The following is a 17,484-nucleotide window of genomic DNA, read 5'->3' on the forward strand; positions in this document are numbered from 1 at the left end:
CAAGAACGGCTTGCCCTGCGCCGCAAAGGCGGGCGCAATTTCATACGCCGCGCAAGGCCGCAATCAGGGAGGGAAAGCAGGCCGCAACGCAACGCGTTTTATTCGGGATCAAAGCCGATGTCGCGGATGGCCCGCTTGAGCGCATCCTGATCAACGGGGCCGGATTCCTCATAGCGCAGCTCCTTGGCTGCCAGATCCACCTCAGGCCTGCTCACGCCTGAAACCTTGCCCGCGGCTTCCTCCACCGCAGCCTTGCAGTGGCCGCACTGCATGCCGTTGACTTTTAAAATTTTCATAGTAGTCTCCAAGTAATTTGGTTTTCATTTTCATGGCATTCATTTTACGCGTATTTCTCTGAAAAAACAAGCCGGAGGCTTGTCATGAGCGAACAGAGCGATAAAGGGGGCAAAATCCGCCCCTTGCGTTTCGACATTGGCGGTATGCACTGCGCGGCCTGCTCCTCGCGCATAGAGCGCGTGGTGGGGCAGATGCAGGGCGTGGAAAAAGTCGCTGTCAATCTGGCCACAGCCAAGGCGCAGGTCTGGGCCAGGCCCGGCGACGAGGAGCTTGTGCGCCGGGAAGTCATGGAGCGTGTGGCGAAACTGGGTTTTTCCGCGGTTCCCGCGGCCGATGACGACGCTTCCGCCCAATTTGCGGCCGCCAGGGCCAAGGGCCTGGAGGATCGGCGGCAGCGCCTGGGCCGTCTCTGGCCCATGCTCGGCTTTTCCGTGCCGCTGCTGGTCATTTCCATGGGGCATATGCTGGGCTTGTCCCTGCCGGTCTGGCTGGAGCCGCATGCCTCGCCCCGGGCCTTCATGCTCGCGCAACTGGTCCTGACCCTGCCGGTGGTCTGGCTGGGCCGCCATTTTTATCTTGAGGGCGTGTCGGCCCTGCTGCACAAGGCCCCGAACATGGACAGCCTGGTGGCTGTGGGCACGGGCGCGGCCTTTCTCTACAGTCTCGGCAATACGGTCTTGGGCGTTCTGGGGCAGGAGCCGGTCATGCGGGCCATGAATCTTTATTATGAATCCTGCGCCGTGCTGCTGACCATGATCGAGTTCGGGCAGTTTCTGGAAGCCACGGCCCGCCGCAAAGCGGGCGATGCCATGGGCGCGCTGCTGAGTCTCACGCCGGATACGGCCCTGCGCCTGGACGCGGCGGATGACGCCCTGCCGCCGGCGGAAGTGCCGGTGGACGCCGTGCGCGCCGGAGATCGTCTTCTGCTCAGGCCCGGCAGCCGGGTGCCGGTGGACGGCGTGGTGCTCAGCGGCAGGAGCGCCGTGGATCTTTCCCTGCTCACCGGCGAATCCATCCCCGTGGCCGTGGGCCCGGGCGATACGCTGGTGGCGGGCAGCGTCAACGGGGAAGGCTCGCTGACCATGCGCGCCGAGCAGGTCGGCCAGGACACGCGTCTGGCCCGCATCATCCGGCTGGTGCGCGAGGCCCAGGGCAGCAAGGCCCCCATAGCCCGGCTGGCCGACCGGGTGAGTTATTATTTCGTGCCCGCAGTGATGCTCTTCGCGTTGCTGGCGGCCGCGGCCTGGCTGGTTTTCAGCGCCGAGCCGATCACCACTCCCCTGTCCGTCTTTGTGGCCGTGCTGGTCATGGCCTGCCCCTGCGCCATGGGCCTGGCAACGCCCATGTCGATCATGGTGGGCACGGGCCGGGGGGCGCAATTGGGCGTGTTGATCAAAAACGGCGCGGCTCTGGAGCAGGCCGGGCAGATCACGGCTCTGGCCGTGGACAAGACCGGCACCCTGACCACGGGCAAGCCCGTGCTGACCGGCATTACGCTGCTGGCTGCCGACGGTTCGGCCACAACCCAAGCCGTGGACGGCCTGGACGGGAACGATCTGCTGACGCTGGCCGCGGCGCTGGAAGCGCGTTCCGAGCATCCGCTGGCTCTGGCCCTGATCAATGCCGCACGCGAGCGCGGCTGCCCGCCCTGCCCGGTGGACGACGTGCACGTCTCGCCGGGACTGGGCATTGCCGGGAAGGTGCGCTTTGAGGGGCAAGAGTATGTGGTGGCCGTGGGCAACCGGGCTTTTCTGCGCGAGCGCGGCCTGAGCGTGCCCGAAACGGCGGGGGCGCAGTTGGCGGCTCTGGCCGAAGCCGGGCAAACCCCGCTTTTGCTGGCCGTGGGCACGGGCGTAAACGTCCGTCTGGCGGGCATTTTGGCGCTGGCCGACGCGTTGCGGCCAGAGTCGGCCGCTGTGGTGGCCAGGCTGCATGAAATGGGCGTGCGCGTGGTCATGCTCACCGGCGACAATGAGCGCACGGCCCGCGCCGTGGCCGCCCGCGCCGGCGTGGATGAGGTGGCCGCCGGGCTGCTGCCCGCGGAAAAGGCCGACTATATCCGCCGCCTGCAGGCCCAGGGCCTGGTGGTGGGCATGGTGGGCGACGGCATCAACGACGCGCCCGCTCTGGCTCTGGCCAATGTGGGCATGGCCGTGGGCACGGGCGTGGACGTCAGCGCCGAGGCCGGGGACATTGTGCTGATGCGCGGCGGCATGGAAGCCGTACTCACGGCCCTGGCGCTTTCGCGGGCCACCATGCGCAATATCCGCGAGAATCTGGCTTGGGCCTTTGGCTACAATATGCTGGGTCTGCCCGTGGCCGCCGGGCTTTTGCACCTCTTCGGCGGGCCCATGCTTTCGCCCATGCTGGCGGGCACGGCCATGGCCCTGTCCTCGGTTTCTGTGGTCACCAATGCCCTGCGCCTGCGCTTTTTTAAGATCAGGCCCCGGAGCGTTTAGAGCGTTTAGCCAGAGCATTTTTTGATTGAAAATGGATATTTTTAATCAAAAAATGCTCTGGCTGATTTCATTGGCAAAACGCTCTAAAGGGCTACAATTTCGCCGTCATCCGGGATAGAGAGTCTCTTCTCCAACCCATTGGCAGCAGCAAATTTTTTCAAATCATCGCGGTTGACACGGGCATGATTCACCGCATCCATATGGGTTGCAATGAGTACGGCATCAGGAGCGGCCTGCGCCACTTCCCTTACTCCGTCAACTCCCATAAGAATTGGTGTGCCGTCGTACATTTGGGCGTTGGCCGCGTTGAGAGCAATGATTCCCGGGCGGAATTTTTCGATAGCCCGCCGCACGCCGTCATACCAAAGCGTATCGCCCGCCGCATAAAAAACTTTTTCTCCCGGCGCGCGGAAGACGACGCCGCAGGCTTCAGCGGGAAGGCCGAATTTCTGGTAATAATAGGCCGCTGTGACACCGTCCCCATGCAGGGCGTCTGTCCGGTAAAGAGTCACGTCGCCGAATTTGACGCCCGCGTCCGTCAGTGCCGTCACGTTGGCAAATCCCAGGCTGCGCATATCCCCGGCTTCCTTTTCGGATTGAACAAACATCGGCATGGTTTTGGGCAAAGCGTTGGCGGCATGGTCATCAAAATGGTCGAAATGGTGCATGTGGGTGACAATAACCGCGTCCACCGCAATGATCTCGCTGACAGGAAGAGGCAGCTCCACTAAAGGATTGGGAAAGTTATTATACGGGGAAGGCACGGGAGGGCAGCTTCCCTTGGGCGCCAGAAAGGGATCAAGCAAAAATTTTTTGTTGCTGAACGTGATACAGCTCGTAGCGCCACGAATCTGTTGAAACAGCATCCTGCTCTCCTTTTTTCGCAAGAATGTTATGACTCTTGGAAACATCTTTTTTTAAGATGTTTCCAAGAGTCATATATCAGAAAACAGAATTATTTCCACTGTGCATTTCAAAGCTGCCAATATGGAGCAAGAATGCGCTTGACCTCTGCAATGGCCGCATTCTGATCCGGCGTGAGGAAGTTCCGCACGATAAGCCCTTCGACCAGGTCAGGAACCTCCGTTTTTTCGCCGCTCATGGCCTCAAGCACCTTCAGGATGCAGAAGGACATGTAATTGCCCTTGCCGCCTTCCAGCACGGCCACAAGGCGGCCATCCGCATGGCGATCGGCGATGTTTCGGACGATTCCGGCAAGTTTGCCGTAGCCGGTCGCGGTCAACTGCTGGCGGCACAGGGGATCGAAGATATTGGACGCGAATCCGGCGATAAGAACGACGAGCTCAGGCCGGTATTGATCCGCAATGGGCATGATAATCTCTTCAAAGGCCTTGGCATAGGCCGCGTCTCCGGCGCCGGAAGGCATGGGAATGACCACATTGTAGCCCCGCCCCGCGCCTTCGCCGATATGGTCGGCGTTTTTGTCCGCAGCGCTGTTTTCGGCCAGGGCCCCGCTTTGATGCGCCTCGGCGTACAAAACTTCATCCGTGCCGTACCAGGCCTGCTCAATGCCGTTTTTATAATGATTGTCAAAGTCAATGAGCATGATCCGCTTCAGGCCGTACTTTTCCCGCGCGCGGTTGATGAGGATATTGAAGTTGTTGACCACGCAGAAACCGAAGCCCTGTTCGCGTTCCGCATGGGCTCCCGGAGGGCGCTGAAGGCAGAAAGCGTTATCCACATGGCGCGCCATGACTTCATCCAGCGCCGCGAGATCGCCGCCCACAGCCTGGGCAATGACATCCAGCCCGCCATGCCCTATCTGGCACATTTCGCCGACAATACCGCCGTCCCCTTCACTCAGGCGCTTCAGTTTTTCAATATACGCGGCAGAATGGAAGCCCGTAAGTTCCTCAAGGGTCGCAGGGCGGGGGGCGATCTTCGCGAGTTTGCCGAGAAGCCCGGATTTTTCAAGCAGCGCGTAGGCTTCCGTCACCCGTTCCGGCGTATCATAGTAGTCAGTGGTACTGATCCAGGGAGAATACTCCGCGGGGAGGCAGAGATAGCCATCTCCGGCCTTGTAGTTCGCGAACGCTGCGGCATACATGAGGCCTGTTTTTCGTTTGGACATGTTTTTCTCCTTGCAGGTTGATTGTTCACGATGCGGGGCAACGCTACCTGCGCATGGCCCGCAGCCCGTTGGCCACCACCAGAAGCGCCGTGCCCACGTCGGCAAAGACGGCCATCCACATGGTCGCGTTGCCGGTAAAGGTCAGGGCGAAGAACAGGGCCTTGACGCCAAGCGCCAGGGTGATGTTCTGCACCAGAATGGCGTACGTTGATCTGGACAGGCGGATGAAGCGGGGAATTTTGCGCAGGTCGTCATCCATGAGCGCCACATCGGCGGTTTCAATGGCGGTATCAGCGCCGCCGCCCGCCATGGCGAAGCCGATATGGGCTTTGGCCAGCGCGGGGGCATCGTTGATGCCGTCGCCCACCATGCCGACCTTTTCGCCATTCTGCTCAAGCTGCGCAACGACGGCGAGCTTGTCCTGCGGAAGCAGGCTGGCCTTGAAATCGTCCACGCCCACCTGCCGGGCGATGACTTCCGCCGTGTGTTCATTGTCCCCTGTCAGCATAACGGTTTTCACGCCGAGCTTTTTCAGTTCCCGCAGGGCTTCAATGCTGCTGTTTTTGACAGTATCGGCCACAGCGAGCAGGCATTGGACTCCGGCTTCGCTCATAAGGGCCACAACCGTTTTCCCTTGCTTTTCAAGCTTGAAAATCTGTTGTTCAAGCTCGTTGGAGCACTGTTTCAGCTCTTCAACCATTCTGTGATTGCCCATGAACCATTTTTGCCCGTCGATAACACCGCTGACGCCCTGGCCGGGAATCGCCGCGAAATCCTCCACCGCCTGCAAGCGGATGCCGGATTCCGCCGCAGCCTGAGCGACAGCCCTGGAGACGGGATGATCGGAACGGGCGGCAAGGCTGGCCGCCAGGGAAATGATGCGGCTTTCATCTTCCTTGCCAATGCGGACAAAGTCTGTCTGACGAGGTTTGCCGTGGGTAATGGTGCCGGTCTTGTCCAGTGCCAGACATGTGAGGAGTCTGCCCTGCTCAAGAAACATGCCGCCCTTGATCAGAATACCGTAGCGGGTGGCCGCGGCCATGCCGCTGACGATGCTGACCGGGGTGGAAATGACCAGAGCGCACGGGCAGCCGATGACAAGCACGACCAGCGCGGTGTAGATGGAATCCAGCCATGCGCCGCCGAGGAACAGCGGGGGAATGACGGCGGCAAGGATCGAGATGAGGAAAACAACGGGAGTATAGTATTTGGCAAAGGCATCCACAAAGCGTTGCATGGGAGCGCGGCTCCCCTGCGCTTCTTCCACGGCATGGATGATGCGCGCAAGAGTGGAGTCCGTGGCCGCGGCGGTCACTTCAAATTCAAACGAACCGGATTCATTGATGGTTCCGGCATAAACGGGATTCCCGACCGTCTTTTCCACCGGCATACTCTCGCCGGTAATGGGCGCCTGATTGACCATCGACATCCCGCTCACCACAAGGCCGTCAAGCGCGATCTTCTCGCCCGGCTTCACGCGCACGCGACTGCCCACCGCCACTTCGCGGATATCCATCTCCCGCCAGGTTCCATCCTCCTGCGCTATCGTGGCGGTATCAGGCGCAAGCGCGAGAAGGTCTTTGATGGCGTTCCGCGCCCTGTCCAGCGCCTTGGCCTCAATGGCTTCCGACAGATTGAACAGCACCATGACCATTGCCGCTTCAGGGAACTGGCCGATAAGAACGGCTCCCGTGACAGCGACGGACATGAGCGCATTGATGTTCAGATTGAAGTTGGAGACGGCCAGCCAGCCCTTTTTGTAGGTTGTCAGCCCGCCCAGCGCGATGGCGATGACGGCAAAAAGCAGAGGCAGATATTCCAGTACGGGGTAGCTTCCCAACGTCCATGCGGACATGTCGAGCCCGAAAGGCTTTGCTCCCCATTCATGGACGAGCTCAGCTCCTTCCGACAGGGCGGCGAATATCCCGGCGATGGCGAGCTTTTTCCAGGGAATTTTGGGGGCTGCAATGACGTTGCTTGCCCCGGACTGCGTATCAAGCAGTCTGGCATCCATATTTAGCGAAGCCAAAGCCGCGGATATGGCCGGAAGAGCCGAAGGGTCATGCCGCACTTGCAACGTGCGCTGCATCAGGTTGAAATCAAGGGCAAACACGCCCGGCATTCCGGCAAGTTTGCTTCGTATCAGCCTTTCCTCCACAGGGCAGTCCATCCCGTTGACCGAAAAAACAGCCACCGCTCCCTTTTCTCCGGCAAGGGATTCCGGCTCCATGTCGATGGCCTTCAACGCGGCTTCGATAGTCGCGGTTGAAGGAAGCTCGTGCTCAACGATAAGCACTCTTTGCATAAGCTTGAACTGAAGTCCGGTGATGCCGGGAACAGCAGCGAGTTTTTTTCTGATCAGCGCCTCCTCCATCGGACAATCCATGTTGGCGATGCGGTACATGGCGCGTGTCGCTGACGCCTCGCCCAGCGCCGTGACATCAATATCCTGCGGGGCCGCGTGCTCATGTCCGCAGCACTCTCCATGAGCGTGTTCATGCTCATGCTGATCATGAGCGCAGCAGGCCGCGTGCTCATGCCCCGGATGGCTGGGGGCCTGCATGTCCGCGGCGTGTTTTTCATGGGGGCATTCTTCTGCATGCTTTTCTTTGCGTTGTTGCGCCTTTTCACAGATAAATCCGAGCGGGTGGTACTCCCCACAAGGACATAACACCAGCGTATCACCGCTCATACTGTTCCTCCGCAAGGGCGTTTTGACGAGATGCCCTTTGTTTGTTCTTGCTACAAGCAGACGATAGGATCTATAGTCCCTATAGAGTCAAGGGGGAGGAATGAAAATTTCAAAAATTTTCCGGCTGCCCTCTTCTTGCCAGGAAAGTGGAGGTCATGTTTTTTGATGCCAGGCCGCGCCGAGGAGAGCGTATGAAAGTCAAGATTGGAGAGCTTGCCAGGATGACCGGATGTCAGGTCGTCACCATTCGCTATTATGAAAAAGAGGGACTGTTGAAAGCCCCGGAGCGGACGGAGGGGAATTATCGCCTCTATGGAGACGATGCTATTGCACGCCTGCAATTTATTCTCCATTGCAGGCAACATGGGATGAATCTTTCTGAAATTCGTGACTTGCTTACCTTCAGCGATAATCCCACAGTCAGTTGTGATTGGATAAATACACTTATCAAAAAGCACATTATGGATGTTGACAGGCAGATAAACGATCTCTTGCATCTCAAAGAGCATCTCAAATCTCTTTATGATAAATGCGATGGCGGTAAAAAGAGCGAATGCGGAATATTGAAAAGCCTGAATAGTTTTGAAAATTGCACCTACTGTCAAAAGATGAAGCGTAAAAAATCATTACCGCAATAATCGTAGAACGTTTTGCTGATTGCATGAGCAAAAGGCTCTCAGGAAAAACGCTTTCGCGCACGGCGATGCTAGGAGGACGCTGCCTCAGGCCATGGCGGGCACGCTTTCTGCATAAGCCGTTGTGCCGGGATTCCGGCAAGGAGCTTGCGCCATGAAATTGACAATCACCCGCCATCATCTTTTCGGGCTTGCCGCGACGGTTGTGCTGCTCTGTTGGGCGCTGCCCGCCCAGGCCGTGCGCATCAAGGATATCGCCACCTTTTCCGGAGTGCGCGACAACCAGCTCATCGGCTACGGATTGGTGGTGGGTCTGGCCGGAACCGGCGATAAAAAAGACTCGGTTTTCACCCTGAGTTCCATGAAGAACATGATGGATCGCATGGGCGTGGGCGTGGATTCCAGAGCGCTGAAGATCAAAAACGTGGCCTCGGTCATGGTCACGGCGCGCATGCCGGTTTCAGCCAAGCCCGGCAGCAGGCTCGACGTGACCGTCTCCTCGGTGGGCGACGCCACTTCGCTGCTGGGCGGCGTGCTTTTGCAGACCGCGCTCAAGGGCGTTGACGGCAAAACCTACAGCCTGGCCCAGGGGCCGTTGACCGTGGGCGGCTTTTCGGCCACCGGCGCGGCGGCCAGAGTTACGAAAAACATCAACACCGTGGGCCTGATCCCCGGCGGCGCCATTGTGGAGCGGGCCATACCCTTTGAATTCAATCAACAGGACAAGCTGACCCTGAACATGCGCAACGGGGATTTTTCCACTGCCCAACAGATTGCCGAGCGCCTCAACTCGGTCATGGGCGGCCCCTATGCCCGGGCTGTGGACAGCGGCACCGTGAGCATGGACATTCCGCCGCAGTATAAGAATAATCTTGTGCCCCTGATGGCTTCGGTGGAAAATCTGGAAGTGAACCCGGATACCCCGGCCAAGGTGGTGGTGGATGAAAAAACCGGCACCGTGGTGCTGGGGCGGGATGTGCGCATCACGCGCGCGGCCGTGGCGCACGGCAATCTGCAAATCACCGTGCAGGAAAGCGAACAGGTTTCCCAGCCCGGTCCCTTTTCCCAGGGGCAGACCGTGGTCACGCCCCAGACCGACATCAACGTGCGCCAGGAAGATCGCCGTCTTGTCATGGTGGAGGGCGCAACCCTGCAGGAATTGGTAGACGGCCTGAACGCCGTTGGAGCCACGCCGCGTGACCTGATTTCCATATTGCGCAGCCTGCAGGCGTCGGGCTCGCTGCATGCGGCCCTGGAGGTGATTTAAGATGAGCACGCCCCTCACATCCGCCCGGATTTCGCCGGAAGCCGCGCAGAACGAAAATGCCCGCCGGGAGCTTCAAGGCCGCCTGGCCGGGCTCGGCGATCTCAACGGCAGGAAGCTCAGCCCCGAACAAAAGGCCAGGAAGCTGCGCGAGGCTTGCGAGGGCTTCGAGTCGGTTTTTATCCAGAAAATGTGGCAGGAAATGCGCAATACCCTGCCCAAGGGGGGATTGCTCCAGGGGCGCGAGGAGAAATTCTGGCAGGACATGTATGATCAGGAATTGTCCAAAAAAATGACAAGCGCCGGAGGCATTGGCCTGGCGGATATGATGTACGCCCAGCTTTCGCGCAATCTGGTCTCGGCCAGCCGGAGCGCGGCCGGGACCGGCCATGCGCCGGCTTTCACGCCCGGCGCGGCGCCGCTTCTGCCCGCGGCGGCCGAGGATCCGGCCGGGAGAGCGCAAAAAGCCCCGGATGTTTCCACGGCTTCGGCTGATCCGGATTCGGCGGCCGCGGTATACGAAGGCGTCGCGCCGCAGATCGGAGGGCTGGAAGCGGATCGGGCCGCAGGCGCGCCGCATGCCGCCGCAACGGCGGCAAACATGGATACGGGCGACACGTCGTCTCCTCTTTCGCTCAATCCGCCGGAGGTGGAGCAGGCTTTGGCGGCTTTGCGCGCGCAACAGGCACTGGCGGCTCCGGCCCAGGCGCATATTGAGGTTGTTCCCGCCGGTCAGGGCGCGCGGCGTCGGCACGAGCCGTCAGGTCTGGAGCTCGCCCGCATGGCCCGGCTTGAGGCGGGCACAAAGCTCGGCCCCTCTGGCGTGCGGCCGCCGCTGCAAAGCGCGCCGCGGCAGGCGGGCCCTGCATTCCAGGCCACGCAGGAAACGGCAAACCTCGCACCCGGCACAGGGGAGCACGCGGCAACGGTCGGGCCGGGAGCGCAGACGGGCATCGGCACCGCGGCAGCCGTGCAGGCAGCCATGCAGCCGGGCGTCAGGTCCGCGCCGCAACCGGCTGCCGCGCTTTCCACCCAGCCCGTGGGCACAGTGAGCGCGTCCGGGCCGAGCTCAGCCCAGGTGCCGGGGCAGGCCGCCGTGCAGGCAGAAAGCGCGCAACAGGCGCAGCCCGCGTCGGTTGCGCAAGCCGCTCAAGAGGCCCCGGCCCCGCAGATCCGCAAGGTACGCTACACAACCAATATTCCTCCCAAGGGGCGGAACAGACGCAGTCAGCCCTTGATCCGCACCTTGAACACGGACGCGGCCGGCACAGGCAAGCGCGCCGGCGCGGGGCTGGCCGCCTATCATGCGGCCCAGGCGCAGGCCGCGCCGATCGCAAGCCCGGCTGCGGCCCAAAGTCCGGGCGGGACTTCACAGGCTTCAGGGCAGGCCCCGATTCCGGGCGCTCCCGTACAGGATGTCCGGGCCATGCAGCCGCTTGCCGCGCCCGCCGCGGGCAACGGAAGAAACCAGGCCGCGGGCAGTTATGTCATCCCGCCGCTGACAGCCGGGGATTTGCGCGGCTAGAGCGGTTTGCTGTTGCAAACGGCAACCGCTCTAACGCCCCAGGCATTTTTTCTTTTGAAAATCTTCCTGTGCCTGCGGGAGCCGAGACCCGCCGCGCTGTATTGTATGAAACGTGAGCGCGCTCCCTTTCGGAAAAGCGGCATGGATTTTGCTTTATTCTGGCAAAGTGGCAGTTTCTACCTGAGGCCCGGCCGAAAACACGGCCCATGCCATGACCGCCAAGGACGCAGCGAGGTCATATGTACCAGATCATTCATGAAAGTTTATCACGCCAAAGCAAGGCGCTCGCGTTGCTGCATGATCTGCTGGAAGAAGAATATACGACGCTGCTCGCGCGGAATACGGACGGCGTGGTGGCTCTGGAATTTTCCGTGCAGGAGCTGATCCGCCAGCTGGCCGTGGAAAAATGCCTGGTGATCAGGCAGCTCAACGGCAGCAGGGTGCTGGAATATGCCGCTCTTTTGCCCGAAGAGCAGGCTTCGGCCCTGCGCTCCTGTTTTGCGGCCATTGACGAGAGCGAGCAGCGCGTTTCGCGCCAGGCCTCGCGCAATGCCCAGCTTTCCCTGGCCCTGCTGGATCAAAGCAGCCGCAACCTGCAGGCGCTTACCAGCCGCGCCATGCCTCCCAAGGCCGAGACCTACGGCCGCAAAGGCGGCATGAGCTATCAGGTTCACCCCCAGGCCGCGCTCATTTCCGGGAGGCTCTAGGCCATGCTCAACGGCTTGTTCAATATCGGCCAATCCGCGCTGACGGCCAACCAGGCCTGGATCTCGGTGACCGGCAACAACCTTGCCAATGCGGACACCGAAGGCTATTCCCGCCGCTACGTTGATCAGCGCGACGCCGGCGGGATCATCGGCAGGCCGGGCGAAGAGGGCCTGGGCGTCAATGCCCAGCAGGTTTTGCGTTTTTTTGACGCCTTTCTGGAACGCGCCTACATCCGGCAGGCCACCAATTCCTCCCGCTGGAACGAGCACGACACGGTCATGGCCTCGCTGGAAAACATTTTCAACGAGGCCAACCGCGCGGGCGTCAGCTCCTCGCTGAATAAATTCTTCACGGCCTGGCAGGATCTGGCCCAGCGTCCGGAAGATGTCGCCTCCCGCGAGAGCCTGCTTGCCTATGCCGACAATCTGGTGGACATGATCAACAACACCAGAAAGGGCGTCCAGAGCATTCAGCAGGAGATGGATGTTTCCATCCAGAGCGCGACGAACCGCGTCAATGATCTGGCCAGGAGCATTGCGGACATCAACCGGCAGATCACCACCAGCACCGTGGACGGGGTGAGCAACCCCAACAGCCTGCTGGACAAGCGGGATCAGATGGTGCGCGAGCTTTCCTCGCTGGTGGATGTGGAAACCGTGGACAGAGGCAAGGGCGACTTTCGCGTGCAGCTTGCCACCGGCCAGCCTCTGGTGGACGGCCTGAGCGCCTATGAGCTGAGGGTCATGGGGCCGCAGGCCGAAAACCGGCTTTCCATCGGATCGGGCTATACGGGCGCTGTGGAATTTCAGGGCTCGGACAGTCACGAGTACACCCTGGAGATCGTCAACGGCGGCAGTGTGGGCGACACGCCCCCGCCGCAGTACCGGGTCTCCCTTGACGGCGGCCGGACCTGGCTGCGCGACGAGAACGGCCAGGAGCTGCGCTACGACATCACCGACAATGACGGCGACGGCAATGTGGATCCGGTGCTGGTCAAGAATCTGAAGATTTCCTTCAGTTCGGGCGCTGATTTCAGCACCGGCGACAAGTTCGACATCGTGCCCAAACAGGGCCTGTACTGGATCGAGCCCTCGCGCGGCCCGGAAAACATCACCCCGCAGATCCGCTTTGACGGCACCGACAACACGGACCGCGTCACCGGCGGCAAGCTGGCGGCCTGTTTCAACCTGCGTGACGACAACTGCGGGCGCTACCTGGATGAGCTGGACGCCACGGCCTCCTCCCTGATCTGGGAGGTCAACCGCATCCACAGCCAGGGCGCGGGGCTCAGCAAGCTCACATATCTTCAGGGCCAGCAGCCGATCCAGGAGATTAGCCAGCCCCTGGGCTCGGCGCAGGCCATTCTGCCGTTTTCGGACAGGCTCCAGGCAGGCAACGTCAACTTTCATTTTTATAACAAGACGACCGGCGAGTATGTCTCCTCAGGCATGCTCGACTTTGCTCCGGGCACGCCCGGCATTCAGAATTTCGATCCTTCCCGGCACAGCCTGGAGGACGTGCGCGACGCCATCAACTCCATGGTGGACGGAGACGGCAACCCTCTCGCGCCGCCGCCGCTCAACGCGAGCATTCAGACCGGGCAGTTGATCATCGAAGTCAATCCGGCGGCCAATCCCCCGGATGGCATGACCTTCGTCATGGGCACGGACAGTACGGGCCTGATGGCGGCCCTGGGCGTCAATACCTTTTTCAGCGGCGACAATTCCGGCAATATGGCCGTCAACAGCCAATTGCACACGGACACCAATCTGATCGCCTCCGGCCAGGTCAACGGCCAGCACCAGGTCAACGTGGGCGACCCGGTAACCGCCCAGGAAATTGGCAAGCTGGCGGACAAAAACGTAACAATTTCCACATGCTGGAAGACAAGCGGAAATCAGACCATCTCGGAGTATTACGCCAGGCTGGTCACCATCGTGGGCTCGGATCGCCGTCTGTCCAAAACCAACGCCGAGTACCACACCGCGCTTACTGATGACCTGGAGGAGCGCACCGCCTCGGTGTCCGGCGTGAACATGGACGAGGAGATGTCCAATCTGATTAAATTCCAGCATTCCTACACGGCGGCGGCCAAGCTGATCACCACCGCCGATCAGATGCTGCAAACCCTGCTGGGGCTCAAGCAATAAGCGAGGCGCGCCATGTCTGTACGCATTACCCAACGTACCATGTACGGCAGCATGGTCGGTCAGATGCAGAAGAACCTTGCGGCCTACATGGAAAGCAATGAGCAGGGTTCCACGCAGAAAAAAATAAACCGGCCCTCGGACGATCCGGCCGGAACCTACCGCGTGCTCATGAGCCGCGACGAAATCAACGCCACCACGCAGTACCAGAGCAACGCGGACACGGCCACAGGCTGGCTGCAACTGGCCGACAGCATCCTCGGCAGCCGGGTCAGCGAATTGTTTCAGGAGCTGGAGCAACTGGCCCAGCAGGCCAGCAACACCGAGATGACCGCCGAGAACCGCAAGCAGATCGGCTTTCGGGTCAAGGAGATCTTCGGCTCGTTGATCAACCTGGCCAATACCGAATTTGAAGGCAAGAGCATTTTTGCCGGGCATAAATATGACGTCAACGCCTTTGAGGAAGGTCTGGCCCTGACCACCTGGGATAAGGACTGGCAGTCGGTCACGGACGCCAGCGGCGTGGAATGGAAACCGCCGCAATACGTCATTGAAGGCGCGTCGGAAAGTTCCATGATGATCCAGTTTACCAGCGACGGCGAAGTGGGCGCGGACGCCCTCACCTACCGCTGGTCCAAGGACGGCGGCAAAACCTGGAACGACGCCGCGCTGGCTGCCGGGGACAGCACCCTGGTGGCGGATGGCGTGCGCGTGACCCTGCCGCCCAAATCCGTGAACAATGGCACGGCTCCGCCCACCGTCACCGGCTTGACGGTCAAGGCCGCGGCTACGGAACTGGGGCCGGGCGCGGAAAACGGCACGCTGCTGTATATCCGGCCCACGGCCGTCTATCAGGGCGACGACAAGGATCCGCCGCCGGAAATGACGATCATGGGCGGCCAGCCGGGCCTTGCGGCGCAGGCCAGCGGGGTCTTTAAAAAAAATGTGCTGGTGCGCATGGACACGGCCACGGATCTGAACAGCGTGGGCAGGGACTTTACCTATTCCTACAGCTCGGACGGCGGGTCCACCTGGGTCACGGCCCAGGGGCAGACCACGGGCGGCGGCACGCTGCGCCTGCCCCTGCCCGGCGGCTACATGGATCTGGACGCCAACGGCGCTGCGGGCGGCGTCTCCACCGTGCCCGCGGGCGCGCAGATCCTGATCCATCCCTCCCGCGCGGAGTTGGATTTCGAGATCATGAAAGATACCTACATTCCCGCCAACAGCGTGGGCAAGGATATTTTCGGCGGCTATTACCAGGGCAGACCAGCCCTGAACAAGGACGGCGATTTAAGTTCCAACCTCTTTGAAGTGGTGGGCAACCTCGTGGCCTATTGCGAAAACAACAATGCCACGGGCTGCGGTCAGGTGCTGGCGGATCTGAAAAAAGCCCATGAGGTCATTCTGACCGAGGCGGATCGCATCGGCGGCCTGGAAAACCGCGTGGAAATGGCCAGGGACGTGCTCAGCTTTCAGAAGCTGGACCAGCAGGAGCGATTGAGTTATACAGAAGACATTGACCTGACTGAGCTTCTGACAAAGCTTACCCGACAGCAGCTGACCTACAGCACAGTGCTCAAGTCTTCATCCATGATTATGCAGTTAAGCCTTGCCAATTACATCTAACGGTGGCAGCCTATGCTGATATTGACCAGACGCCCCGGGGAAAGCCTGTATCTGGGCGAAAACATACGCATAACCATTCTCGGTATGCAGGGCAAACAGGTCAAGATCGGCCTGGAAGTGCCCGAGGATACCACTGTGTACCGCGAAGAGGTCTACAAGCGCGTCATTGAGGAAAACCGCCGCGCTCTGGAAACCAGTAACGAAGATCTTATGGTGGCTGCTGAACTATGGCACGAAACAAAGAAATAGAGATCGACACCCGCCTCGGCCGACGCCGCATCGACACTGAAAAAGTCGTCCGTTTCCCGCGCGGCCTGGCCGGTTTTGAGGAGGAGCAGGACTTCATCCTGCTCCAGATCCGGCCTGAGGCTCCGTTGCTGATTCTGCAGAGCGTGAACAGGCCGCAGGTTGGTCTGCTGGTGGCCGATCCCTATAGCTTTTTGCAGAGCTATCCGGTCATGATCGGCGATGCCGAGCAAAAGTTGCTGCGCATTGAGAACATGGAAGACGCGGCGATTCTGGTGACTGTCTCCATCCCGGCGGGCGAGCCGGAAAAAGCCGCGCTCAATCTGACCGGGCCCATCGTGATCAACCACAAGGCGCGCATCGGCCTGCAAGTGCCCCAGAGCGTGGAAGGGCCCGTGCAGATCAACATGCACTCGCTCACGCCCGTGACGCCCGCGCCAGAGCAAGCCGCAGCCCCCGTAGCGGAAGACGCGCCCGCGGAAGAGAACGCGGAAAGCCGGCGGCTCCGGGATGCCGACATCGACTGACGGCCGGGCGCGCTGCAAGCTGTCGCCAGAGCGTTTGGCTCATTGCATGAGCAAAACGCTTTACTCCAGCCCCATGGCTTTGCTGATTTTCTTGGCCGCTTTTTTGACTTTTCCCAGGGGCGTCTGATTTTCAGCCTGCTCAAATTCGCGCAAGAGTTCCACTTGCCGGTCCGAAAGGCGGGTAGGCGTAAGCACTTTGATTTCCACGAGCAAATCGCCCCGCTGCTTGCGGCCGGGGTAGGGCAGGCCCTCGCCGGAAAGACGCAGCAGCGTGCCGCTCTGGATGCCCTTGGGGATTTCCAGGGGCAGCGGGCCTTCAAGGCCCGGCACCTCAATTCTGTGGCCCAGGGCGGCCTGCACGAAACTGATCTCATGGCTGTAGAGCAGATTCTGCCCCTGGCGCTGCCAGCGTTTGTCCTGCTCCACGGTCAACACCACATAGAGATCCCCGGCAGGGCCGCCGTGCGCGCCGGGCTCGCCTTCGCCGCGCACTCTGAGGCGAGTGCCGGTGTCCACTCCGGCGGGAACGCGCACCACCAGCTCGCGGGTTTCTGCCACAATGCCCTCGCCCTTGCATTTGGGGCAGGGTTTGGTGATCATCTGGCCGCTGCCCTGACAGACAGGGCAGGGCATGGCAATCTGAAAAAAGCCCTGGGAGCGGCGCACCTGGCCCGTGCCGTTGCAATGGCGGCAACTTTCGGCCTTGCTGCCCGGAGCTGCGCCGCTGCCCTTGCACTCCGAGCAGACCACATGCTTGGGCAGGGAGAGCGTGATTTCATCTCCCTTGGCCGCCTGGGCAAAGCTGATGGTCAGATTGTAGCGCAAATCCGCGCCCGCCATGGGCCTGGGCCCGCGCGAAGCCGAGGAAAAGCCGAAGAGATCCCCGAAAATATCACTAAAATGGGCAAAGATGTCGTCCGCGCTGTTAAAGCCCCCGGCGCCAGCCCCCTGCACGCCGGCGTGCCCGTACCGATCGTAGCGGGCGCGCTTTTCAGGATCGCGCAACACGTCGTAAGCCTCGGCGGCTTCCTTGAATTTCTGTTCCGATTCGGCGTCGCCGGGATTGTGGTCAGGATGGTATTTCATGGCCATCTGCCGGTAAGCCCGTTTGATCTCGGCCTCATCGGCGTTGCGGCTGACGTTCAATACCTCGTAATAATCGCGCTGCATCATAATTTTTCCGGGTCTGTTGCGTGTGACAATCGGTCAGCCTCGGCGCGTGCGCCGCAAGCCCCCATCCGTATATGCTGTCCGCGTTGTGCA

Annotated in this window: 14 protein-coding genes; 9 read left to right on the plus strand and 5 right to left on the minus strand. The window is 60.8% G+C overall.

The features are described from left to right. Positions 1-98: 98 nt before the first annotated feature. Positions 99-296, minus strand: a complete 198-nt coding sequence (locus G7Y51_RS00715) for a heavy-metal-associated domain-containing protein (RefSeq protein ID WP_165065317.1) — start codon at positions 294-296, stop codon at positions 99-101. Between the two features lie 84 nt (positions 297-380). Here G7Y51_RS00715 and G7Y51_RS00720 point away from each other — a divergent pair, with 84 nt between their 5' ends. Then, positions 381-2,756, plus strand: a complete 2,376-nt coding sequence (locus G7Y51_RS00720) for a heavy metal translocating P-type ATPase (RefSeq protein WP_165174511.1) — start codon at positions 381-383, stop codon at positions 2,754-2,756. Positions 2,757-2,839: 83 nt separating this feature from the next. Here G7Y51_RS00720 and G7Y51_RS00725 read toward each other — a convergent pair whose 3' ends face one another. The 3 genes from G7Y51_RS00725 to G7Y51_RS00735 form a co-directional block, all read right to left on the minus strand. Further along, positions 2,840-3,622: an MBL fold metallo-hydrolase gene (locus tag G7Y51_RS00725; protein WP_165174512.1), complete on the minus strand. Its 783-nt coding sequence runs from the start codon at positions 3,620-3,622 to the stop codon at positions 2,840-2,842. Between the two features lie 107 nt (positions 3,623-3,729). Beyond that, positions 3,730-4,848, minus strand: coding sequence for a class II histone deacetylase (locus G7Y51_RS00730; protein ID WP_165174513.1), 1,119 nt, complete (start codon positions 4,846-4,848; stop codon positions 3,730-3,732). A gap of 43 nt (positions 4,849-4,891) precedes the next feature. Next, the gene (locus G7Y51_RS00735) at positions 4,892-7,252 is read right to left on the minus strand and encodes a heavy metal translocating P-type ATPase (protein ID WP_165174600.1); all 2,361 of its coding nucleotides are present in this window, start codon (positions 7,250-7,252) and stop codon (positions 4,892-4,894) included. 479 nt (positions 7,253-7,731) lie between these two features. Between G7Y51_RS00735 and G7Y51_RS00740 the strand changes: the two genes are divergently transcribed. The 8 genes from G7Y51_RS00740 to fliW all read left to right on the plus strand — a co-directional run bounded on the left by G7Y51_RS00740 (position 7,732) and on the right by fliW (position 16,221). Next, complete coding sequence (locus G7Y51_RS00740) at positions 7,732-8,178, plus strand: Cd(II)/Pb(II)-responsive transcriptional regulator (protein WP_165174514.1); 447 nt, start codon at positions 7,732-7,734, stop codon at positions 8,176-8,178. Between the two features lie 151 nt (positions 8,179-8,329). Beyond that, the gene (locus G7Y51_RS00745) at positions 8,330-9,442 is read left to right on the plus strand and encodes a flagellar basal body P-ring protein FlgI (protein WP_165174515.1); all 1,113 of its coding nucleotides are present in this window, start codon (positions 8,330-8,332) and stop codon (positions 9,440-9,442) included. 1 nt (position 9,443) lies between these two features. After that, a complete protein-coding gene (locus G7Y51_RS00750) occupies positions 9,444-10,964 on the plus strand; it encodes a rod-binding protein (RefSeq protein WP_165174516.1) in 1,521 nt (506 codons plus the stop codon). Positions 10,965-11,203: 239 nt separating this feature from the next. Continuing rightward, entirely contained in the window at positions 11,204-11,671 is a 468-nt protein-coding gene (locus G7Y51_RS00755) for a flagellar protein FlgN (protein ID WP_165174517.1), read from the plus strand. A 3-nt stretch (positions 11,672-11,674) separates the two neighbouring features. Then, positions 11,675-13,822 carry a flagellar hook-associated protein FlgK gene (gene flgK, locus G7Y51_RS00760; protein WP_165174518.1) on the plus strand — a complete coding sequence of 716 codons (2,148 nt, stop codon included), beginning with the start codon at positions 11,675-11,677 and terminating at the stop codon, positions 13,820-13,822. 12 nt (positions 13,823-13,834) lie between these two features. Continuing rightward, entirely contained in the window at positions 13,835-15,448 is a 1,614-nt protein-coding gene (gene flgL / locus G7Y51_RS00765; protein ID WP_165174519.1) for a flagellar hook-associated protein FlgL, read from the plus strand. Positions 15,449-15,460: 12 nt separating this feature from the next. After that, a complete protein-coding gene (gene csrA, locus G7Y51_RS00770; protein WP_165174520.1) occupies positions 15,461-15,697 on the plus strand; it encodes a carbon storage regulator CsrA in 237 nt (78 codons plus the stop codon). Next, positions 15,676-16,221: a flagellar assembly protein FliW gene (gene fliW / locus G7Y51_RS00775; RefSeq protein WP_165174521.1), complete on the plus strand. Its 546-nt coding sequence runs from the start codon at positions 15,676-15,678 to the stop codon at positions 16,219-16,221. The genes csrA and fliW overlap by 22 nt, the downstream gene beginning before the upstream one ends. A gap of 60 nt (positions 16,222-16,281) precedes the next feature. Here fliW and dnaJ read toward each other — a convergent pair whose 3' ends face one another. Then, positions 16,282-17,394: a molecular chaperone DnaJ gene (gene dnaJ, locus G7Y51_RS00780; RefSeq protein WP_165174522.1), complete on the minus strand. Its 1,113-nt coding sequence runs from the start codon at positions 17,392-17,394 to the stop codon at positions 16,282-16,284. Positions 17,395-17,484: the final 90 nt, after the last annotated feature.

This window comes from Desulfovibrio sp. ZJ369 (assembly GCF_011039085.1).
GTDB lineage: Bacteria > Desulfobacterota > Desulfovibrionia > Desulfovibrionales > Desulfovibrionaceae > Desulfovibrio.